General features: G+C 42.2%; 17 protein-coding genes. 9 read left to right on the top strand and 8 right to left on the bottom strand.

Annotated elements, in window-relative coordinates:
* Positions 1 to 15: 15 nt before the first annotated feature.
* Positions 16 to 1,323 carry a serine hydrolase gene (locus ACM0OZ_RS06515; protein WP_414581985.1) on the top strand — a complete coding sequence of 436 codons (1,308 nt, stop codon included), beginning with the start codon at positions 16 to 18 and terminating at the stop codon, positions 1,321 to 1,323.
* Positions 1,324 to 1,441: 118 nt separating this feature from the next.
* Positions 1,442 to 4,546: a plasmid replication protein, CyRepA1 family gene (locus tag ACM0OZ_RS06520; protein ID WP_414581986.1), complete on the top strand. Its 3,105-nt coding sequence runs from the start codon at positions 1,442 to 1,444 to the stop codon at positions 4,544 to 4,546.
* A gap of 126 nt (positions 4,547 to 4,672) precedes the next feature.
* Here ACM0OZ_RS06520 and ACM0OZ_RS06525 read toward each other — a convergent pair whose 3' ends face one another.
* Complete coding sequence (locus tag ACM0OZ_RS06525) at positions 4,673 to 5,887, bottom strand: HhoA/HhoB/HtrA family serine endopeptidase (RefSeq protein ID WP_414581987.1); 1,215 nt, start codon at positions 5,885 to 5,887, stop codon at positions 4,673 to 4,675.
* Between the two features lie 323 nt (positions 5,888 to 6,210).
* Here ACM0OZ_RS06525 and ACM0OZ_RS06530 point away from each other — a divergent pair, with 323 nt between their 5' ends.
* On the top strand, positions 6,211 to 6,612 hold the full coding sequence (locus tag ACM0OZ_RS06530) for a metal-sensing transcriptional repressor (RefSeq protein WP_414581988.1): 402 nt from the start codon (positions 6,211 to 6,213) through the stop codon (positions 6,610 to 6,612).
* 713 nt (positions 6,613 to 7,325) lie between these two features.
* Here ACM0OZ_RS06530 and ACM0OZ_RS06535 read toward each other — a convergent pair.
* The gene (locus ACM0OZ_RS06535) at positions 7,326 to 8,948 is read right to left on the bottom strand and encodes a GAF domain-containing protein (RefSeq protein WP_414581989.1); all 1,623 of its coding nucleotides are present in this window, start codon (positions 8,946 to 8,948) and stop codon (positions 7,326 to 7,328) included.
* A gap of 851 nt (positions 8,949 to 9,799) precedes the next feature.
* On the opposite strand from ACM0OZ_RS06535, the gene menH reads away from it, so the two are divergent.
* Together menH and ACM0OZ_RS06545 are read left to right on the top strand one after the other, a co-directional pair.
* The gene (gene menH / locus ACM0OZ_RS06540) at positions 9,800 to 10,606 is read left to right on the top strand and encodes a 2-succinyl-6-hydroxy-2,4-cyclohexadiene-1-carboxylate synthase (protein ID WP_414581990.1); all 807 of its coding nucleotides are present in this window, start codon (positions 9,800 to 9,802) and stop codon (positions 10,604 to 10,606) included.
* 167 nt (positions 10,607 to 10,773) lie between these two features.
* Positions 10,774 to 11,823: a 3-deoxy-7-phosphoheptulonate synthase gene (locus tag ACM0OZ_RS06545; protein ID WP_414581991.1), complete on the top strand. Its 1,050-nt coding sequence runs from the start codon at positions 10,774 to 10,776 to the stop codon at positions 11,821 to 11,823.
* Between the two features lie 294 nt (positions 11,824 to 12,117).
* On the opposite strand, the gene ACM0OZ_RS06550 is transcribed toward ACM0OZ_RS06545, so the two are convergent.
* Both ACM0OZ_RS06550 and ACM0OZ_RS06555 read right to left on the bottom strand, forming a co-directional pair.
* Entirely contained in the window at positions 12,118 to 12,732 is a 615-nt protein-coding gene (locus ACM0OZ_RS06550; protein ID WP_414582058.1) for a glycoside hydrolase, read from the bottom strand.
* Between the two features lie 187 nt (positions 12,733 to 12,919).
* A complete protein-coding gene (locus tag ACM0OZ_RS06555) occupies positions 12,920 to 13,579 on the bottom strand; it encodes an SDR family oxidoreductase (protein WP_414581992.1) in 660 nt (219 codons plus the stop codon).
* A gap of 189 nt (positions 13,580 to 13,768) precedes the next feature.
* Between ACM0OZ_RS06555 and ACM0OZ_RS06560 the strand changes: the two genes are divergently transcribed.
* Entirely contained in the window at positions 13,769 to 14,452 is a 684-nt protein-coding gene (locus ACM0OZ_RS06560) for a DUF1997 domain-containing protein (protein WP_414581993.1), read from the top strand.
* Between the two features lie 61 nt (positions 14,453 to 14,513).
* Here the strand turns inward: ACM0OZ_RS06560 and ACM0OZ_RS06565 are convergent, their stop codons facing one another.
* Positions 14,514 to 14,984 carry a DUF4079 domain-containing protein gene (locus tag ACM0OZ_RS06565; RefSeq protein ID WP_414582059.1) on the bottom strand — a complete coding sequence of 157 codons (471 nt, stop codon included), beginning with the start codon at positions 14,982 to 14,984 and terminating at the stop codon, positions 14,514 to 14,516.
* 266 nt (positions 14,985 to 15,250) lie between these two features.
* On the opposite strand from ACM0OZ_RS06565, the gene ACM0OZ_RS06570 reads away from it, so the two are divergent.
* The 3 genes from ACM0OZ_RS06570 to ACM0OZ_RS06580 all read left to right on the top strand — a co-directional run bounded on the left by ACM0OZ_RS06570 (position 15,251) and on the right by ACM0OZ_RS06580 (position 18,932).
* Positions 15,251 to 16,531 (top strand): ankyrin repeat domain-containing protein, encoded by a 1,281-nt coding sequence (locus tag ACM0OZ_RS06570; RefSeq protein ID WP_414581994.1) that lies wholly within the window; start codon positions 15,251 to 15,253, stop codon positions 16,529 to 16,531.
* Positions 16,532 to 16,789: 258 nt separating this feature from the next.
* Entirely contained in the window at positions 16,790 to 18,559 is a 1,770-nt protein-coding gene (locus ACM0OZ_RS06575; protein WP_414581995.1) for a hypothetical protein, read from the top strand.
* A complete protein-coding gene (locus ACM0OZ_RS06580; protein ID WP_414581996.1) occupies positions 18,540 to 18,932 on the top strand; it encodes a cobalamin biosynthesis protein in 393 nt (130 codons plus the stop codon). The genes ACM0OZ_RS06575 and ACM0OZ_RS06580 overlap by 20 nt, the downstream gene beginning before the upstream one ends.
* A 209-nt stretch (positions 18,933 to 19,141) precedes the next feature.
* Here the strand turns inward: ACM0OZ_RS06580 and ACM0OZ_RS06585 are convergent, their stop codons facing one another.
* From ACM0OZ_RS06585 to ACM0OZ_RS06595, 3 genes are all read right to left on the bottom strand, one after another.
* Positions 19,142 to 20,626, bottom strand: coding sequence for a serine hydrolase domain-containing protein (locus tag ACM0OZ_RS06585; protein WP_414581998.1), 1,485 nt, complete (start codon positions 20,624 to 20,626; stop codon positions 19,142 to 19,144).
* Between the two features lie 229 nt (positions 20,627 to 20,855).
* The gene (locus ACM0OZ_RS06590) at positions 20,856 to 21,209 is read right to left on the bottom strand and encodes a phage holin family protein (protein WP_414581999.1); all 354 of its coding nucleotides are present in this window, start codon (positions 21,207 to 21,209) and stop codon (positions 20,856 to 20,858) included.
* 327 nt (positions 21,210 to 21,536) lie between these two features.
* Positions 21,537 to 22,793, bottom strand: a complete 1,257-nt coding sequence (locus ACM0OZ_RS06595; protein WP_414582000.1) for a peptidoglycan-binding protein — start codon at positions 22,791 to 22,793, stop codon at positions 21,537 to 21,539.
* Positions 22,794 to 22,860 lie beyond the last annotated feature (67 nt).

Below are 22,860 nucleotides of genomic sequence, written 5' to 3' on the forward strand. Positions count from 1 at the left end.
TAAAAATTAAATAAAATGCCGAAACGGCGTAAATATCAAATTCTCTCTAACCAATTCTCAAAGCTCAGCTTGGCTAGCAAAGTCAATCATCTGGCACTTAGATTCACAATTCTAAGTGTATTGATAGCCATTTTGATAACCAAGTATATGGCAGAACAATTTGTAAAATCATCTGCTCAATATTCGTTGAATCTACCGACATCGGCTTCACCTGCTAGTGTCCAAGTTGCTGCCAATTCACCAACTGCACCTTTGCCAACTCCTGCTGTCGAGGTTGCTGCCAAATCACCCTCTCGACAAAATTCCAAATCACTCACTCCACCTCCACCAGTTCCTGACTGGGCTGTTGCCAAGTCACTGCCTATTCCCTCTCGTCAACCAGAAAAACAAGATTTAGAAGTCGTCTACAATCTCAAAAAGCCTCCAAATTTTAAACACTCTCAAGAGTTGCAAGCCATTGTTAACGATGTTGTAGAGCTTGCTAGTGATCAAATGCCTACAAAGCCTTTATCGATTACCTTAATAGATGCTAAAACGAACGAAACAGCCGGATATCAGCAAGATACACCAAGATATCCAGCGAGTGTCATTAAAATGTTTTGGATGGTTGTTTTGTATGCCCAAATAGAAAAGGGTATTTGGAAAAATGAAAAAGATTTTGCTCCTTATCTGGCAAAAATGATAAAGGAGTCTGATAATGAGGCTGCTAGCTTTATTCTTGACGAAGTCACAGGGACACGTTCTGAACCAGAACTAAAAAGTGAAAAGTTTAAACTGTGGAAAAATAAACGTCAGCAAGTTAACCGATTTTTTCGACAAGCAGGTTACAAAAATATTAGTGTTATTCAAAAAACCTTTCCCATTGACTACATTAATCTTCCAGAGCCTGACGGAAGTGAATCGCAACTGCTAGAGGACTCACACAACTGGAATAGGATAACAACTCAACACGCAGCCAGATTATTGTACGAAATTTGTTACGCCGGGCAGGCTGTTTCTGTGCAAGCTAGCAAAAAAATGTGTGGATGGCTAAAAAGAGATTTAAATCCCAAAGTTTGGCGATCGCCAGACTCTTATGATTTCAACCCTGTACGCACCTTTTTTGGTGAGTCTTTACCCCATACTCGTGTTCGTTTACATTCTAAAGCTGGCTGGACTTCTATTTCTCGCGCAGAAGCGGCAATGGTTGCAACAGAAAATAACAAAGCTACTTATATTTTGGCGATTTTTGCTCAAGACTCGGCATATGCTGATGAGGTAGATATTTTTCCCAAGATGTCTCGTCTTGTCTATGACCGCATGAATTCTCGCAGTTCCAAATAAAAATGTATAATTTGAAACAAAGCAACAAGTCTCACAAAAGTTTCACAATCGCTGATCTCAAAACAGCAAATGCATGATAAGGTGTTAAGTCCCTTGTCATCCTTTGCCGCCTGAGCCAATGCATTTGTACTATTTAAACCCCCAACACCTTGAGGAATTAGTTAAAGGTAGCGGTATAGACTTAGACCTTGCCAGACTCAATTTTATGTCTCTACAAGGCAGAACCTGTTACGACTACTTATTAATTTCTGAACATCTTCCCCGTACAAATACTGGAATGGTAAGAAGTGGGTGGTTACAGCGTTACGCCCATATTGCTGAAGGTGGTTGGTGGTGTTCTGGACTTGATCCCCTGAATCATTGGCAAGCAATGGAGTGGGGGTGCTTTAAGCCCAACCAACCTCGATTAAATGAAAATAACAAGTTGATTAAGTACGAACATCCCCCCAGCACACCAACGCGGGTGTTTTGTCTGCGGGTATCACTACGTATTTGGCAGCAAGTCGCCCAACGTTACAATGTCGCCATACCTGACAATATCAACATTGCCTGTAATGGTGAAGCCGAAGGCTTTTGGCAATGGGTTATGGAACAAAACATCCCCGTCATGATTTGCGAGGGTGTAAAAAAAGCAGCAGCACTGTTGACACAAGGATATGCAGCTTTAGCCATCCCTGGAATTACCAGTGGTTACCGCGTCATCAAAGATGACTTTGGCAAAGTGATTACTCGCCAGCTTATCCCCGACTTAGCAGCGTTTGCCAATACTCGGCGCATCTTTTACATTTGCTTTGATTTTGAAACTCAACCTCAGAAAATCGCAGCGGTAAATAATGCCATCTCCCAGCTAGGATTTCTCTTCCAAGAAAAAAATTGCCTTGTTCAAGTCATTCAACTTCCAGGAATAGAAAAAGGAGTTGATGATTTTATCGTCGCCAAAGGTGCAAGTGCTTTCGAGGCGATGTATCGCCAAAGCATTGATTTAGAAGTTTACCTTGCCCAAATCAAACCCCACACCGAGTTAACCATTCCTGCTGCACTCACCCTTAACCGTCGCTATTTAGGGGAAATACCGTTCCCTACATCTGGATTAGTGGGAGTGAAGTCTGCAAAAGGAACAGGAAAAACCACAACACTGCAAGGTGTTGTTAATCAAGCCAACAGTAGAAATCAACCCGTTTTATTAATCACTCACAGAATCCAACTTGGGCGTTTTTTATGCGACAAAATCGGCATTCAATGGGGAATGGATAATCGAGAATGGTTTGGTAATAAACGCTTAAGCAGTTACTACAATCCTAATAACCAATCGCTCGGATTATGCATCGATTCCATTTGGAAGCTGAATCCTGAGGACTGGCGAGGAGCGATAATAATTTTGGATGAAGTAGAACAGTCTTTGTGGCATCTCCTTAATAGCAATACTTGTAAAGATAAGCGCGTCAAAATTTTAAAAGTATTCCAAAAAATTATTTCTACAGTACTAAGAACTGGAGGATTAATTATTGCCCAAGATGCTGATTTATCAGATATGTCCTTAGAATATTTACAGGAATTGGCAGGAATTGAAATAATGCCTTGGGTGGTTGTGAATCAGTGGAAACCACAGCAAGGTTGGGACGTCACTTTCTATGATTGTCCAAACCCAACTCCCTTAATTCATCAACTGGAACTAGATTTAATTCTAGGGCATAAATGTTATGTGACAACAGATAGCCGCACTGGACGTTACAGTTGTGAAACAATAGAACGTTACCTTAAAGAGCGTTTAGAAAGATTGCAAAAGCAATTTCCCAAAACTCTGGTTATCAGTAGTCACACGACAAACACACCTGGTCATGAAGCTGTTGATTTTGTTGCAAATCTCAATCAAAAAGTGACTGAATACAGCACTGTTTTTGTCACTCCTAGCCTTGGTACGGGAATTAGCATTGATGTCCAACATTTCGACCGCGTTTATGGTATTTTTCAAGGAGTCATTCCTGACTCGGAAGCACGACAAGCACTCTTCAGAGTACGCGATGATGTACCGCGCATTGTCTGGTGTGCAAAGCGAGGAATTGGCTTCATTGGTACTGGAAGCACAAATTATCGTTCGTTGTCTTATTGGTATCAGGAAAATCAAAAAGAAAACTTAGCTTTATTAAGTCCGCTGCATAAAATTGATGTAGATTTGCCGTTAGTGTATGATCCAATGCATTTACGAACTTGGGCAAAGTTGGCTGCAAGGGTGAATGCTTCTGTTACCCTCTACCGTCAATCTATGAAAGATGGTTTGATTGCTGACGGACATCAAATTCATGTACGCAACAATGATGTACAAACAAATATTATCCGAGATTTACGCCTTGCCTTTCTAGCAACTGACACCAACGATTTCGCAACTCGTAAAAGGTTGATTTTAGAAATCTTCAAAGTCCAGAAAGATTGGTCGCATAGCCGCAAAAAATCAAAAGAAATTGACATGAAAATCAGAGAAATCAAGCGGCGAAATCAATTAGCGGCTGCAAATGCTGTAGCTCATGCTCAGGATATTGATTACGTGGAATATGAACAGCTTTTGGTGAAACATTGGCTCACGGATGAGGAACGCAACCAAATTAATAAATATCTTCTCAGACAAAAGTATGGTATTGAAGTCACTCCCCTGCTGAAATTGCGGGATGACAAAGGGTATTATTCCCAATTATTAACACACTATTATCTAACTCACGAAAGCGAGTTTCTTCGGCTGAGAGATAAGCAAGAATGGCATCAGCAATTGTCTTGGGGAGAAGGTAAAGTTTTTCTGCCAGATTTAAAGACTAATACGCTTAAAGTTGAGGCGTTGACGGCGTTAGGAGTGCTACAGTTCCTCGAACCAGAAAGAGAATTTACCGAAAATGAAGCTGATTTGTTGTTACTGAAAAATATTACTAATCAATGTAGTAAACATATCAAAAGGGCAGTTGGTATTAATTTATTGAATGAGAAAAAGTCTATTTCACCAATCAAAATACTTAATCGGTTGTTGAATTTGTTGGGTTTGAAGCTGAAGCGTGTAAGTAATGCAATCTATAAAATTGACACTGGAACGCTTTATGATGGCAGAGAAGAAATATTTGCAGTTTGGCAGCAACGGGATGAGTTGATGTTGGCAAATATCAAGGGTGTGGTTGATTATTCTTCACTTTGGATGGGTGAGGCTATCAAAACCAAGGCTGCCTACGCAGGCTATTTATAATGAACGTCACAGGTAGTGTAAAATCGTAGGTGTTCAGAGAATGTTGCTTAAGTAATAAAATCCCCTCCACAGGAAAAAGTAGGAGGGGTTAATGCTAAACAAAGTTTCTATCAAATTGCAAGATTTTTATGAAGCATTTTGCATTTGAGCAGTGCGTACTGATAGCTGTTGTGTCCGGTTACCCCTCTGCACTTTCAACTGCAACTCCTGACCAACACGGCTAGCTTCCACAATATCAAGCAACTGTGTGCCCTTAGTGATGCGTTGTCCATCAACTTGAACAATCACATCTCCCGGACGTATACCTGCTGCTGCTGCTGGTGAGTTGGGTACCACTTGCCTGACCAAAACACCATTAATTTCTGGTAATTGAATAGGAGAATTCGGGTTAGAGTTGAATTGCCTTGCCAGTTCGGGCGTTAACTCTTCCATTTGGACGCCGATGAATGGGTGAGCGATTCTTTCTCCTCGTTCTAGTTTAGCTGCGACTGTTTTAGCTTTATCTATAGGAATAGCAAACCCAATACCCATCGCGTCACCACGAATGGCTGTGTTAATTCCAATGACTTCACCTTGACCGTTCAAGAGTGGTCCACCAGAGTTACCGGGGTTGATAGCGGCGTCGGTTTGAATGAACTCTAAGCGCTTGTCGGGAATACGAACTTCGGCGCTAGAACGTCTGAGGGTGCTGACAATTCCTAGGGTGACGGTGTTATCTAATCCTAAAGGGTTACCAACTGCGATCGCCCAGTCACCCACCTGTACATTATTTGAAGAACCCAAGGGTGCAACTGGTAAATCACCACCAGCATTAATTTTGACTACTGCCAAATCCGTCACTTCATCCGCGCCTTGTACCTTTCCTTCAAAGCTGCGTCCATCCTTAAGGCGGACTGTCACCTTATCAGCCTTGTCCACCACATGGGCATTAGTCAGAATTAATCCACTCTTATCAATAATAAAACCAGAGCCAAGACCGCGTAATTGCTCAGGAGGCAACTGCCCCTGGAAACCGTTACCAAAAAACCGCCGGAAAACGGGGTCGTCAAAGAATGGATCGGCGACTCGTCGGGTAATTGTGCGCTCAGTATCTATCCTGACGACTGCTGGTCCAACGCGATTTACTGCCGCTGTAACAAAGCTACTACTACCAATAGCAGCAGTGGCTGGTGATTGCCTCTGGGCAAGGAGTTGTGGAGATTCAGCAGTCACGGAATTTGGTGCAGGTTCTGCTTGGGAGGGTGAGACTCGCAAAGTGCCAACAGTTAGCAAAACTCCCAAAATTATGGCTAACACATGAGTACTGAGTTGGCGGATTGAGCGGGGTAGTTTGGATCGCATAACCACAACCTAATGTTTCAGCCTAATTGTTGTTTAATCGTGAAAAATATCTCTATAACTATTTTTGCAGGTTCGATGAAAATCACTATCCATTGACGTTCGCTTATTGCTCCAGGTTTCGCTTTTTCTCCCTAATCCTTCAAAGTCATTTCTTTATTAATTTATTAAATTATCAAAAAATATTAGTGATTCTCCCCATCTCCCCATCTCCCCATCTCCCCACCTCCCCACCTCACCACCTCCGCCAGTCCCCATCCCCCCCATCCCCTCCTCTCTTGTCTAGGCTAGGATCTTATTTACTGGCAGCACCTCTGTAAAAACCTATGAATGGATCGAACCGATTAACAAAACAATCCTCACCCACTTCTAAACAGAATGAGGATTTACTCTTTAAAGATACAGACAAAGACAATACACAGCATATTCATAACCATGAAGAGTCGGTTCATTCTCACGTTCATAGCGAAGAGTCTTTGCGGCGAATAGTCAATCGGCTATCGCGTATAGAAGGGCACGTTCGCGGTATTAAGACAATGGTGCAGCAAAGTAGTCCTTGTCCTGATGTTTTACTCCAAATTGCCGCAGTGCGGGGAGCGCTGGATCGCGTGGCGCGAATTGTCCTAGATGAACATTTAACAGAGTGTATTGCCAGAGCAGCAAAAGAGGGCGATATTGAAGTTGAATTGGAACAACTTAAAGCAGCTTTGGATAGGTTTTTACCTTAGAGGATTTTTGAAAAGTTTTATCGGGAAAGGCAGAGGGCAGGAGGCAGAAGGCATCCGGGAATTCTGACTCCAGACCTGAAGCCCGTGACCTCCGGGAACAAGGGTTTAAGACCCCCACTGAACCGCTTCTAAAAACCGAAGCATATCTGGGCATTAGTCCGTAAATATGGGCAAGCTCAACTCCACGGTATAAGTTCGCTCGATTAGAAGCGCTTGGAAGCTTGGTTCCCTTGCTTCGTAGCTCAGGTTCTTTGACCACTAATCCCCAGTTAGAGATACTGAAACGAATTTCAATACGAGACTTAAAAAATATTCAATTTTTAATAATTAGTTTGTGCCAAGTGTTTCAAGGGTTTCACGCCAAGTAAGCTATGAGATCCCGTACTAATCAAACGTTGATTGATTATACAACAACAAACGTACAGTTTCCGCATTCCGATGGGCAATAATTCAGACATTTGCCTAGATATGCACAAAATTAACCGAGCAGCATCCAACCCTTGTGAGCGTGGCTCGCTTCCTGGAGGGGTCGGAATCCCCTTCTGTACAAAACCTTCTGCCTTCTTCAATAGGCGGACTTAAATATTACTTATAATGCAATACGGTTCAGTTAAGGTTAATGTGTAAAAAATCACGTGTGTAGAGACGCGCCATGGCGCGTCTCTACATTGTGTTCCTGATAAGGGTTCTGGTCTTATCTGAACCGTATTGACTTATAATGGGTTTTCATCAGAATTTCCTTGCTGTTTCTTCATAGCTTCAATCCGCCCTTCAAGAGAGTTTATTTGCTTCTGGAATTGCATTTTATTTTCCTGATTTAATTGAGCTATATAGATAGCTGTTCCAGCTTTAATTCCTAAAGCTTTGAATGAAGATATTTCCTCGGTGGAGAAACCACGCCGATCTGTTCGGGGTCCAATAGCAAGAATCCCAATCAATTTGAACTTTTTTCCCTGTGTTATAACTAACGGCACAAGTAGTGAAAAAGTAGCGTTTTCTTCTTGTGTAATGACTTTGCCATCTTGCATTTGTGCAATTAAGTTTTTAGAGAATCTCTGAGACTCAGCATCAATAGAGTTTAAATTGTACGTTGCTTCAAGTTGAAGCTCTTCGTCAGGATTATACAAAAAGATTGCGTCATGAGTAATGCGAGCGATTTCAGCTGTTCGCTCAACTAGTATCTGCAATAGTTCTCCGAACTCATGCGTAGTTGCTAGTGCTTCGGGTAAAAATTCGCTCAAATCCTTGGAAAAATTAACTCTTGAAGGAAAGAGGTAACGATTGGCTAAATTTTCTAAATGCTTGAATGTAGCCCCGAATAATAGGGTAGCTACTACAACAGCCAGACCCATTGCCAACGGTTCCATATGTGTACCCAGGAACTTCTCAAAGATTCCTCCCAGCACTCTTTTAGCAACTTCCCACAGACCCGCCAGCAACGCCGTTGCTAGAGCTAAGACTAGCGTACGATTAATGATCAACCGAATGTTCCAAAGCCCAAAGCGAAAAATCGAAACACAAATACATATTGGTAAAACCAACTGCGATAAGGCGTAAAAAGGATGGTGGATTAATGAAATAATTAAGTCAGGTCCGGTGTCTATTGATCGCAAAACATACCAAGGTGCATGGGTGACCAAGTCTCCCACAAAGGCTACTGTCAAGCCAAATACAATCCACAGAGTTTGTTGCTTTTCTGTGTGATTAGATACGTGAAAATAACGGTAGATTTGGGCAATGACTCCAGTAGAAAACCAAAACAGCAACACCAGAAAGGAGAATCCACCTGGTAATCGATACGGGTCTAAAGCCGGGTAAAAAGGCCAAATCAATGACCATACGACCAAAACAATGCTTAGAATACGAGTCCAGGAGGAAATGAAGCGTCCATCAGGAAAGATGTAAAAAAAGATGATGAATAAGCATAAGCCGATGGAACGCAACAGATGTAGTGATACACTAAAAGTCCCTTCTGTTACTACTAACGAGTGTAAAGGAGGAGGGACTGTTGCACCAAACATCATTAGCGCGAGCGCAGCGAATACTGAGCTCCAGGTAGCCTGTCTGCGAAAGGCGATGATCACCCCAGTAATCATGAACGCTAATGCAATTAGCAATTCAAAAATTAGGAAATAATAAATGTAGAATTGATCAGATAAACCGTATTTTACTAGATACTGATGGTACTCCTTCACAGCCATGTGCTGTAGATACCCAAAACGGTCTAAGACAGCAGCAATACCAGCGATCGTAATTGCGACAATGACTACGGGTAGAATTGATTTTACTAAAGGGGGAACAGGTGAGTAACCTGGTTTTGAGATAGCTTGGGTCATATAGGAAATCTTGCTGAAATTTGCAAAAAAAACTAAGATTTTCATTTGATGAAAATCTTTTTTATTTTTTACTTTTTATTTGAAAATTACAAAAATTAAAACACTTCAATTTCATTGGTTATTTCAAAGTATATTCTAGACCTTACGTATTGACACAATTTTGATTGTCTGGTGCTCACTATACTAGACATAAGCCCTCCTTCTACTTATTCTATAGGTGTAAGTGAAATCAATTTATGCACTTAATAAGATGAAACGTAGATTGTAGATAGCTGAAACATTTTGTAGCCGTAGTGCAATTGAGCCGCAGATATAGACAATGCTTACCTCATGATTGCGCACGTTATGCACGGGTCCAATCTTTTTGTACAGTGCGTAAGTCCTATATGCGATCAAAAAAGCTTATGTAAAGCAAACAGATGACGGGTGGGGAAAATGATTGAAACCCGCGCTGACGGGTTTTATTTGTGTAGCCCAGCCAGTGCCCCCTTGCGGGCAATGCCCGACAGTCGGTGCAACATTTGTGAGCTTATCACAGATAACATTGCTTTTGTCAATTAAAAATTCTGCTGAAAAGCCAGTGAAAAATCAGGTATCAAACTAAGCTTTGTACCTAGCTTTTGCAGAAAATTGAATGATGAGTACAAAGATTACACGATTGCCCAAAAGGCACTGCGAACCGTGCGATCGCGAACTCAAAAACGATGTTTTCTACCACCGCTTTTGGCAGATTTTTCCATAATTAGGTATATTGACAAATGCGCCATAATCTTAACCTGTCACTAATGCGGTGCAACTGGCGCGCGATTAGAATTCACCAAGGCAATGTGTGTGATCAGATAGGCTAAAATATGACCCTCAATAATTATCAATTTCACTATTCTTTCAGTGGTCATCCAGATAAACCACTAATTCTTTTTTTACATGGATTCATGGGTAACATTCATGAATTTGATGAAGCCATATCATTACTATCTGATGAATTTTACTGTCTGACAGTTGACCTTCCTGGACATGGAGCAACTAAAGTTTTAGGTAGTAATGAGTGTTATACAATGCCAAACACTGCCCAAGCGGTAATCAACTTACTAGATGTTTTAAACATTACCAAATGCTTTTTGGTTGGTTATTCCATGGGAGGGAGATTAGCTTTATACCTAACCCTGTATTTTCCTCATCGTTTTCCTAAAGTTGTTCTGGAATCAGCTTCTCCTGGTTTGTTAACAGAAGTAGAACGAGCAGAACGAGTAAAACGTGATGAGCAAATAGCCAGAAAATTAGAAAGAAGTATTGACAAGAATGATTTTATAGCTTTTTTATCTAACTGGTATAGTCAACCCATTTTTGGCTCTATTAAAAATTATCCTCAATTTCAGCAGCTTGTAGAAGTTCGTTTACAAAATAATCCAATTGAGTTAGCTAAATCACTACGATTCATGGGTACTGGATGTCAACCTTCTTTGTGGAAAAAACTAAAAGAGAATACAAACCCTATCCTTTTATTAGCAGGAGAGTATGATGAAAAGTTTGTATATATCAATACAGACATGACTCAAATTTGTGATTTTTGCCATCTAAACATAATTAGTCATTCAGGACATAATATTCATTTTGAAAATGTCAGACAATTTGTGAAAAATGTTCTCATTTTATGGTAAAAGAGCCTTTTAAAAGTATTGTCCACGTTGCACACCGGAAAATATCGCAGTAACTGTTAGTTTCATAAAAAATCTAAATCTGAAAATCAAGAAGAAAGTCAGATTCTTGAGTTATACTGTATAACCAAAATCAATAGTGAATATCCCAAAATCAGGAAGTGCACTTTATGGAAAACAATAAATTATTTAATACTCACATTGAAAGTTCCCAGGCTTTATTAACTCCAGATGATTTCAAATCAAAATTACCTTTAACACTTTTAGCAAAAGAGACAGTTTTAAGATACAGACAAGAAATAGAAGATATTCTAAATTTTCAAGACAGGAGAAAATTCATAGTAGTTGGTCCATGTTCTATCCACGATACAGAAGCAGCAATTGAATATTCAGAGAAACTAAAAATTCTTGCTGAGCGAGTCAAGGATAAACTGCTGCTTATCATGAGGGTATATTTTGAAAAACCAAGAACAACAGTAGGATGGAAAGGATTAATTAACGATCCTGATATGGATGATTCTTTCCATATAGAAAAAGGTTTATTAATTGCACGTAGCTTACTGCTAAAAATTGCTGAATTGGGATTACCTGTCGGTACAGAAGCACTCGATCCTATAGTACCTCAGTACATTGGTGAACTTATTACCTGGTCTGCAATTGGAGCACGGACGACCGAATCACAAACTCATCGCGAAATGGCAAGCGGACTTTCGATGCCTGTAGGTTTCAAAAACGGTACTGATGGTAACATTAATGTGGCTTTGAATGCTCTTCAATCAGCTCAGAAACCTCACCACTTTTTAGGAATTAATCAAAAGGGACAGGTGAGCATCTTTAAAACGAGAGGAAATGACTATGGTCATGTTATTTTACGAGGCGGTAATGGTCAGCCTAACTTTGATGCCGCTAATGTAAAACTGGTGGAAGAAAAATTAAAAGAGGCAAATTTACCACCGAGAATTGTTATCGATTGTAGCCACGGTAATTCAAATAAACAATATAAATTACAGGCTTCTGTTCTGGAAAAAATTATTCAACAAATAGTGGATGGTAATACATCAATAGTTGGCATGATGCTAGAATCCAATTTGTATGAAGGTCATCAACTGATTCCTGGTGAACGAGAGCAATTACAATATGGTATTTCTGTAACAGATGGGTGTATTGGTTGGGAAGAAACAGAAGAAATTATTTTGGCGGCTCACAGGAAACTAAAGTAGAAACATTGTGTTGCAAAAAGTTTTTGAGTACAGAAAGACTTCTTGGATGAAGTTAAGATTGTTTCATTTCCTCAAAAAGGAATGATAAGCGTCTTCTCACACTTACTTCCCAACTGCGTTTAACAGTTACCAGTTATCAGTTATCAGTTATCAGTTATCAGTTTCATCCTCCGGGGGAAACACCACACTCCTGTGCACCGTTCGTCAAGAGACGTGCCGTAGGCATAAGCGTTGGTGGCGGGTTTAAATCCCCCACCATACGCACTGCGGCTGGTACTGTTCACTGTTCACTGTTCACTGTTTTAATTCCTCTTGCAACATTTTCTGATAAATCTGTGGTAAAGACCGAGTCATAGAATTAGTTTCAATACCATATCCCAAACTTGTCCACGTAGGAGACAGCCGCCGCAAAACTTCTTGTAACTTTCCTTGGCGCAACTGTTGAGAAATATCAGTCCCCCAAGATTGGCGATCGCTCAGCCAGCGGTAAACCACTGCGTCTTGATACTCTGGTTCAAAACTATAAGAAACCCAAAACATAAATTGTCCGGGCTTTGGGTGATAGCGACGAGCTATATTATACCAGGTAGTATTAATGATTTGATACCTGCCAGCAGCCGTAGAACAATTTCCCTTGTTGGGACCTGTGACAATGGTGACGCATACCTGAGGATGGCGGCTGAGGTTGTCAACGTGCTGTCCACCATACAACACTGAATAAGGACGAAAGCTACTTGCTTCACTTGCTGAGATAGTTCGCATTAAAGCGCGGATGTAAGGATCGCCCCCTTTCAGAACTAAGGGGGGCTGTTTGTTGCCAAAGGTGGGATCAGAATGCGATCGCAAATCTCCAAAGACATACCACTGCAACAAACATACGAAGCCAAGAAGCGCGGCTATTGGTCCTATGAGTTGTTCAACGCCGCCTTTGCGTTCTAAGCCTTTTTTCAGAGTCCGACTCCTTACAGTTACCTGCTATTGTCATCAAAGTATAACAACAGTGTTTAACGCACTCATTCCGGAAAATTTCACAAAATTAGTCAAAAGTCAATAGTTATTATACTATTAACTTTTGACTTAGCACCAAGCACTTAACTTAGGCGACATTGGCAAAAAGTTCTCCAAAGCTTTTCGCGGGAGTGTTTTCCCTAGCAACAATCTCTACAATTTTATTTTTGGCTGCTGGCTCAAACAATGCCTCAACACAAACCTGGGCGACTTTTTGCCGGGGAATGCTGCCGTCAAACAATGTATCAGCGCTTTGCATCACAATTGAGTTGGAGTTATCTTCATTTTTTAAACCACCAGGTCGCACAATTGTATAGTTCAGACCGCTTTTCTGGAGGTATTCCTCAGCTTGTTTTTTCCAAACCAAAATCAGCCAGAACAAGTTCAGTGGATGGAACAGTTGAGAAGCAGCCAAAGAAGAAACAAAGACAAAATGCTCAATTCCCTTTGCTTTTGCTGCATCTACCAAATTTTTAGTTCCTTCATAATCCACTTTATAAGGTCCGGTCGGGTCAAAGCTTGGTTTTGCGCCGGTGGCACACAGTAGTACTGTGCTATCTCCCAAAGCAGCAGTTATGGTTTCTGGTTTTAACACATCACCCTGCACCAACTCAGCCTCCGCTGGCAAAATACTCCTTGCTTGCTGTACATCCCGCACTAAGGCACGAACGGGAATATTCCGCGCTATCAGCTCTTGTACTATCCGGCGACCTGTCTCACCTGTTGCCCCTGCTACTAATGCTTTCATAATAAGCGCTATCCTAGAAAACTAGTATCTGTTTTTCAGTTCTCTATTGTAGAGATTATGTAGAGATTAGATGAACTACATGACAGATGATTGAGATTTCCGCCAAAATGGGGATTTAGTGCGAAACTTTGTCCCTGTGAGGGGAATTCTTAATTTAGACAAACGCTCTCACTATAGAAGAACCCTTTTATGCTTTCAAAAAACACCGATTGTCAATCGTTTGAAACAGCTGAAGCAGTCTTGTCTGTGACATCGACTCTAGAAGAAGCTCCTGACGCAACCCAAGAGAAAGCTGTAGGGACACCAACAAGGTTTTACGGTCGTTATAGCGACTGTATGGAAATGTACGCTGCACCTGGAACCGTTGCAGAATATCTCGATAGTCACGCTTCATGGTTTTCCCGGTGTGCTGAACCCATGAAAGTGGAACCTCTGGGGGAAAATGGCTATGCTTTAGTCATCGGTCGCTTTGGTGCTTTTGGTTATGAAGTAGAGCCAAAAATTGGTTTGGAACTATTACCGCCAGAGGAAGGGGTCTACCGTACCCGTACGATCGCCGTTCCTGACTATCAGCCTCCTGGTTATGATGTAGACTACCGCTCATCGCTACGATTAGTAGAAAACGTGGTCAACGATGCTTCAATGAGCTTTGGTGAAATGACACGAGTCGAATGGGAATTGGATTTGACAGTTGATATTCATTTTCCCAAGTTTATTCAGCGATTACCCAAGTCTTTAATTGAATCTACAGGCGATCGCCTACTTAACCAAATTGTCCGCCAAGTGTCTCGCCGCTTGACTCGCAAAGTGCAGGAAGATTTTCACCAATCATCTGGTATTCCCTTTCCAATCAATTCCAATAAAAAGCGCTAAATCAAGAGTCAATAGTCAGGAAAACCCTCTTGACTATTGACTCTTGACTCATAAGTAATTATTATGCTTGGCTGAGAATTCTTTGGACAATTTCCACGCCACTAAGAGCCTGCAAAACAAAAAGACCTAAAAGTGCGAAATTCAATAAAATATGAGTCAGACGCGCCCAATTTGCCCCTTTTTGCATATAAGGCGACAGAGAAGCAGAGAAGGCAATCAGACTTGTCATACCAAGCCCTGCTAGTAGGTGAGGTCCAACAAACAACTTACCATTGTTGATATAGGTAACAGCCATACCACCGATAGAGCCTGTGACCATCAAAGCCAAAAGTATAGAGCCAATTTGGTAGTGTTTGACGTTGTATCTGCCTTTTACTAATTCTTTCTTTTGTTCACCCTCAGCATTTCTGGTACGTTGGACTTGCAGTCCTAGGTACGCCGCATATAACGAAAGTAGTAAGAGCGCCCACATTAAGACTGGGTGAAAGAAGTTTGACCAGTATTTTACTGATGGTGAAAGTTCCAGATTCATAGCTGTTCCCCTTATCCTTAAATCTTCATAAAAATTAGCATAACCTAATTGGGAATAGGTAAATGGGAAGATGAGATTGACAGATGAGAGAGATCGCAAAAACTCCTGATACCAATTCTCTGTAACAATGCGCTTAATAATTACCCCCCGCCTTTGGCGTCCCCCCGATGCCTTGGGGGGACTACAGTTCAGTTGAATTAAGCTCAACTTCATAGAGAAATGGTATGAGTTGTGATCTCCACCTTCCAACTCCCAATTAATGACTAATGATTAAAAATAACGATTTGCTGCTGTCGGCTGCTAGAAATGGTGATATCAAGCAGGTGCATTCACTGCTGAATGCTAATGCTGTTGTAGACACAGGCGATCGCGATGGCACTACGCCCTTAATGTTTGCGGCTCATTTAGGCTACACCGAAATTGTGCGATCGCTTCTTGATGCAGGTGCCAACATCAACTTGAAAAGAAAGCGCTATGGGTTGACGGCTTTGATGTTAGCAGCGAGTGCCAACAGTCTTGACATTGTAAAGCTTTTACTCTCTAGAGGTGCGGATGTCAATGCCACGAATGAAGATGGCAGCACTGCCTTGATGATAGCCGCCCTCAAAGGACACGCTGAGGTGGTGCAAGCCTTGCTTGCTGCTGGTGCCAAGGTAGATGTCAAAGATAAAGATGAGGATACGGCTTTTGAGGTGGCAGTACGCGCTGGACATACCGCAGTTGTACAAGCATTACTACAAAAGAATGCAGATGTCAATGCCCAAGATGAAGAGGGAGAAACCGCATTGATGATTGCGGCAGACTTGGGACATTTGGAAGTTGTGCAAGCACTGTTAGCAGCAGGGGCTGATGTCAAGGTGCGAAACCTTGATGGGAGTACAGCTTTATCAGCAGCAGCAGCAGCGGGACATAGTGCAGTAGCAGCAGCAATACTTGCTCACGGTGCTGATGTCAATCTTCAAGATAAAGATGGAGAAACAGCTTTGCACCTTGCTGTGGTAGAAGGTTATACGGATGTGGTAGCAGTCTTACTCAGCCAAAATGCTAATGTGCAAATCAGGAACCATTTAGGAGATACACCGCTACTTTTGGCAGCTTTGCAGGGACACAGCCAAATTGTTGAAGCACTGCTGCGTCAAGGAGCGAATGTGAACGAAAAAAACTTGGGTGAGTTCCCGTTGACGCTAGCAGCAACGCAGGGACACACTGAAATCGTCAAGTTTTTACTAGATTATGGTGCTGATGTCAATACTCGAGCGGATGATGGAAAAACCGCTTTGATTAAGGCAGCAGAACGCAACCATATAGGCGTGATCCATCAGCTTGTGGCAAAGCAAGCAGATGTGAATTTGCAAGACTCAGCAGGGGCGACAGCGTTGATGTGGGTAGCTTCACAGGGTTATGGCGAGGCGGTGCAATTATTGCTACAGGCTGGGGCAGACGTGAATGTCAAAAATCAGGGTGGTTATACAGCTTTGATGCTCGCAGAGTTTAATGACTATCCCGGTGTCGTGCGGAGCCTGCGCGTAGCGGGCGCACAGGAGTAATACCAATTCACTAAGAACGCTCATTCATAAGGTACGGCATTAAGAAAGCCTAAGATAACGAGGGTTTGGGAGTGTGTATCTGTCGCATTCTTTTTTGAAATCGGTATGAAAAATCACATTTTTTTTACACATTTTGTAAAAAACGAAACTTGCTGTGGAGTGTATGTAAGAATTAATATTTAGATTTTTCCGGTTTATACTTCGGCGGCTTTTGGAAAAAAAATATTGCAGCATACAGGTTTACTGAGAAAATCAACTATGAACCAAAATCAGAATTTACAGCAAGCTGCTGACAGCCTACCGTTGCGATCGCCTGAAGATGTCGATTTGTCAGTTTTCAATTCTCCTATCTATAAAGGACCAGATGATAAGGGAAGCGTTCCAGTCAGGGACATAAAGCGGTTATTCCAGAAGCGGATAGTTGTGGATGATCAGACACTACTGAGTGTGGAAACTCTCAAAGTTCCAGGATTTATAGGCATTTCAGATGAAGAGCAAGTGATAGATCCCCAGGAAAATACTGTTTCTGGGTATGAGGACATCATTAAATTTCTAGATAGATACGGTCTTTTGATCTGCACCTATCAATATCACAAAGACCGATACGGTCAAGTTATTGACCTGATCTCCCCCCCAAGACAGGAGGAGCAAGGTGATTTGATGGAAATTTTCATCAAAAACGAGGGACACCACTCAGGAGCGATTGTACCTGCAGAGCGGTTTGGTGGGGTGAAGGCGTTTGCCAGTTTCAACGAGCCAGATGACTACCACAATGGTCTGTATGGAAACAATGGGTTTGTCGCTGTGGCTCAGCGTCTGGTGTTTCCTAAATTTATCACCCAACAGCAGGCACGTGGCTATACCGACAGTATCATTTGCTGGATGGCGTTGATACACCCGTTTGCCAGCTTTGCTGTAAACAACTTTAACGGCGGTGATCCGACTCGTGTGTGCGATCGCCCCACACTCAAAGAGTTTTTGAAAAACTGCGCTCTCGCCAGTCTCGGCGTACGAGAAGCCATAGAATTCCTCTATAATCCAGAAAATACACTTTATTGCGCTGAATTTATTTATGTCAGCTTGAATACCCCAGTCTACCCTTTTAACAAGCAGGGTTTGACTTTGGTATTGGATGGCGACGAAGCCAAGGCAATAGAGATACTAAAACTCCAAGAATACCAAAATAGCAGACGGGAAAATATCATCAGCGTCAAAAGCAACAACCCGCAATTTAAAGCCTTCAACATTCAAATGCCAGTAGTACCGGAAAATCTACCACCCTTGGACGTGTTGATGGCAAAGAATGGAGAAAAGATTGACCCTAAGAGCATCCCTTTTCCTCCTTTCAAACTTTCCCAACTGCTGCGCCGCGCTTTCCGCACTTTGCTTCCCCGTCAGCAAGCTGTGAATGATCTCAAGATAGTCAAAGCGCAAACAAAACTGCTTGGATATCTAGAACCATTAATTCTCAAGCAATTGGGTCTTGATAATCCTCCCGTACCAGGAGAAACTCCGATTCCTGAAGGTACTTTGCTTCCTGGTGACTTTCCGATACCCAGAATTTCTCCACCAGTGCATCAAGTTCCTACACCTTCAAATTCTACTGTATCTCATGAGGCAAAAATTGCCGCCGTACGTCAGTTCATCGCCTTTGTGCAACAACAACTGCAACGTAAATTTGATAGTTACGAGCAATTTGATCTCACTGTTGATCAGATTATGAAAAAAGCAGATCAGTTGGTGGGTGCGGGCGATTTAACTTACTTTGTTCCACCGCGAATTTATGTAGACTTGGGACAAAATGATGGTGATAACAATTTGCCCAAAGGTTGGGGCTTTAGACTAAAAACTATAGGGGCGCTGATTTATCGCGGAGCTATTAAAGATTCTAGTTCAAGTTCTCATCCTGTAAGTAACGAGCTGTTAAACCAAGCAAATGATCGAACTAGCGAGGAAGCATCGGGTTTTGTGGGTGGGAATTGGATGCACAAGGGGAACTTCACGACAGTTGATCCAAAAGGCAATTGAACACGTTTTTAGAGAAAATCAACTGGCAGAAAGTGCGATCGCAGGTATTGCCACCATTGATATTAAATCTCATGAAACTGGTTTAGTAGAACTTTGCCAGCAGCGCAATTTGCCTTTGAAAACATTTCCCTGTGATGTTCTGAGCAAAGTTTCAGTCCCTAACCCATTTAAAGTTGTCGCCAAACAAGTGGGAACCCCTAGCGTGGCGGAAGCAGCTGCTTTGTGTGCAGCCTCCAACCTCACCTTCTTGGAGTTTCTTCACAACAACAAGGAGACTATAGAAAAGTTGGGGGTGAGGTTACTAGTTGCTAAACAAATTTTCCGTTTAGAGGGGCAACCAGGAGTGGTAACGGTAGCTGTTGCCGACGCGTGAGTAGCAATGGATGTTGTTGGCGAATTTACATTAAACAACTAATACCAAGCGTGAAAAATGATTGCGACTTTCTTAGCGCTAAAAGCGATTACCAATAATTCTTTCTCTTCCAGACGCTACGCGTGAACACAATCCAAAATGGTATAACCTATGTACCTTCCGGTGCAGCCATTGGTTAGGCTGCGCTTGTTGCACGTAACGTGTCTTTTTCACTCCTGTCTTTCTGCTCTAATCTGTTCATCGGCTTGTTGTCTTAAACTCGTCACACCTGTTTGGCTTAACGTCATTGCAGTAATATTGCCTGCGTCATCCTTTTCAAAGGAAATACTCGTATTCACGGCTTTAGCAAAGAACTCTAGCTCTGATGTCGGGAAGAACTGTAACGGCGGTTGCAGCCCAGATTGTAGGAACAAATTCCCATCCCGGCTCACTACTTTGAACTGCAATCCAGATTTTGTTAAGTATAACCCTGAGTAGCTCTGTGCTTGCGACAAGGTGATGATTGTTTTTTCTTGCGGGAACACATCAGGCCAGTCATACTCAAGCGCGATCGCTCGCATGACTTCCTGCATAAGCTCGATTTCATCGGAGTTGAGCATAACAACAGCACCTTTTCCAATATGCGCGTAAACACGCATCAGTGATACAAATCCTTCATTCCTACCACTATGAAAAAAGTAGAAACCATCGCCAATTCCACCACCCGCGAAGAATCCTAATCCCACAAATAATCCATTCCCTAATCCCACAAATGATTGATTCGCTCCTTGTGTTTGCTCTGGCTGTTGGGGACGCAACATTTCTTCTATCGTCTGTTTACTCCACACGGTGGGAGGTAACCCACGCAATACTCGCAAGAGTTCGACTCCGACTTTGGCTAAATCTGATGCTGTCGTCCACAAACCTGCTGCTGCCATCTCAGGATAAACGTGGTGCTTGCCTTCAAGTGGGATACCAGAGAACGGATGAGCCGTTGCTGCCCTTGCTAACCAATCGTTTGGGAGCGGCTGTTGGTAGGTGCTATTTGTCATGCCCAACGGATCGAGCACCAATTCGCGCATGATTTCTGGAAAAGGTTGCAAGAGCAAATCAACCAATACCTGTTGGGCAACTGTCGTGCCGCCACCCGAATAGCGATAATGCAAACCAGGAATGATATTGACTTGCACCTTGTCGGTATTAGCTGGAGGCTCGCCATTGAGAACTTGAACTGTGGTAGGCAATGGCTCTGAGTTTCGATAGCCAGGAAAGCCATGTATCGTCAAGCCTGCAGTATGACTCAACAACTGGCGTAGCGTGACGCGAGGTTGCCAATCTCCGATGGCAGGCACACGCCATGAGGTGAGATAATTGTTAACGTCCTCATCAAGATTAAGCCGCCCCTCCTGCACAAGGCGCATTACCGCTAAAGCGAAAACAGGTTTGCTGATTGAGGCTGCTTGAAACAATGTGTCTGGTGTAACTTCACTCTTTGTTCCAGCCTCGCACACACCAAATCCACGCGCCCATTCGATTTCAAAATCATTAATGACAGCAATACTGATACCTGGTGTGCGGTAATACGCCAATTGCTCGTACAGAGTTTTCGGTGAACCAAATTTTCCTTCTAGCGCTGTTGCTGGTAGAAGATGATTGATGACACGCTCAATGCGTTCGTCAACAGACTGCTGCATCGGTATACCCCGCTTTCCCATTCCGGGTTTGTCAGTGCTATTTGATTCTACTCAAATCAGAGTTTACCTAGTTCGATGTAATAAAAGCTATGGTTGTCGCATCGTGACACAAATTAACAGAGAAACACAGATAGACACAGATAATTCATCTGTGTCTATCTGCTTGTATTTGCGTGGATCTGCGGTTCCAAAGAACCCTAAATCAGATTTTTACAACAAATTTAATAAACACTTCCTAAAATCATATCTTTCAATCAATTCTTCTTAAAAAATAATTAATAATACTAGAAACTATTGCTAACACAATTGAACCTAACAAAGCAGCCCCAAAACCACTAATTTCAAAAAGCTCACGAGGGGTAAGGGCGCTTGCTATCAATAAAGTCAGAGCATTGATGACAAATGTAAATAACCCAAAAGTGAGCAAGGTAATAGGAAATGTCAAAATGCTTAAAAAAGGTCTAATTATTGCATTTACCAACCCGATAATTATCGCAGCAACAAGAGCAGCTACAAAATTCTTTATAGAGAATCCAGGAACAATATTAGCCGTAATGAGCAACGCTACTGCAGTGCCTAACCAAGTTAATAAAAAGTGTCTCATAAGTTTTTTTAGAATCTTCTTAGTTTTTATTTTTTCTGAAAAAAATAGACTTTTTAGGCACTGACATTTAATGATACCTTGTTGTTGGGGGTATCTTTATCGTATTACAAGGGTTGGTTTCAATTCAACTTTGCAACGGTTTCTATAAAAATATAAAGCCAATTTTCTAAAAGCTAAAATTTAGCTACTGAAAATCGACTCTTTAGTATAGCAATCCTGTTTAATTTCTAAAAATCCATTGGCTTAGATTCCCGACTTCTTGAAGAAGTCGGGAATCTTGTTGTTCACCAATGATTTAAAATTGCTATATTTTGAATTTTGAATTGTTTATCGTCCGCGCCGTCGCATGAGAATCTCCCAAGTTCCTCCACCAACGACACCGTCAGCATCCAAACCATAACGCTTTTGTAAAGCTATCACTGCAGCCTCGGTTGCTGCGCCAAAATTGCCATCAACATCGCCCTCATTCAAGAAACCGAGCCTTTGCAGTCGTCTTTGCAACTTAGTAACCTCAGAACCACGCGCCCCTATACGTAAAATCGCTAATCCTTCTGAGGTGTATTGAATTGAAGAAATTTGCTGAGTACGAGTCGTTGAACTAGGACGATCGCTTTGTTGAGTACGAGAAGTTTGCCTAGAACGAGTAGATGTTGATTGTGGTGTGTACGTCCTTTGTGAACTAGCAGTTCTATTCCGTGTTACAGGTTTTGGTTCCGGGTTGGAATTCTCTGCTCTAGTTCTGCTCGCTGTATTCCGTGTTACAGGTTTTGGTTCCGGTTTGGAATTCTCTGCTCTAGTGCTGCTCGCTGTATTCCGTGTTACAGGTTTTGGTTCCGGTTTGGAATTCTCTGTTCTAGTGCTAGTCGCTGTATTCCGTGTTACAGGTTTTGGTTCCGGTTTGGAATTCTCTACTGTAGTGCTAGTCGTTGTCGTTGAAGTTGTAGATCTTGATTCAGGGTTAGAATTATTTCCTCTGATGCTAGTGGTTGTCGTTGAAGTTGTAGATCTTGGCTCAGGTTTGGAAGTAACAACTGTGGTGTCGGTAGTTGCAGTTGAAGTTGTAGATCTTTCAGAAGTAGGAACAACAACTTTATTCGTGTTGGAAGTTCCAGACGGAACAGGAAACCTGCTTGTGTTCGGTGATGATTGAGAAGACGCTACCGTTGGCTCGTTTGGAAAAAGCTTTTGCCAAGTCGTTGCGTCAACAACACCATCTGCTTTCAAACCTGCAGCTTCCTGAAAGCGGGAAACAGCGAGGACAGTACTTTCGTTATAAACTCCATCTACTGTCCCTGTGTAGTAGCCCAAAAGTTTTAAAGCTGCTTGAAGTTCCGTGACACGCTCTCCTTTGCTACCAACTTGGAGAGTCGGGCGGTTGATGGCTTCGGGCGAAGTTGTCTGTGCGATTTGTTGTGGTTGAGCTGCAAGCGATGCTGTAGCAAAGAAGCCAAGGAACCCAGACACAGCACAGTACAGCAGTATTTCAACCCCTAACAAAGATTTATACCTCTGCTCCCTTTTTATTGCACAGCAATTTACGGACGGGTTGAGAAACCCTAAGCCACTCAAGATACTTATTTTCATGCTGCCTTTCATGGAAAATTGCCCCTGGGTAATCTCATGCTAATATACTTATCGGTAATTGGTGTAT

The sequence above is a fragment of the Scytonema sp. PCC 10023 genome (assembly GCF_963920835.1).
Taxonomy (GTDB): domain Bacteria; phylum Cyanobacteriota; class Cyanobacteriia; order Cyanobacteriales; family Nostocaceae; genus Kalymmatonema.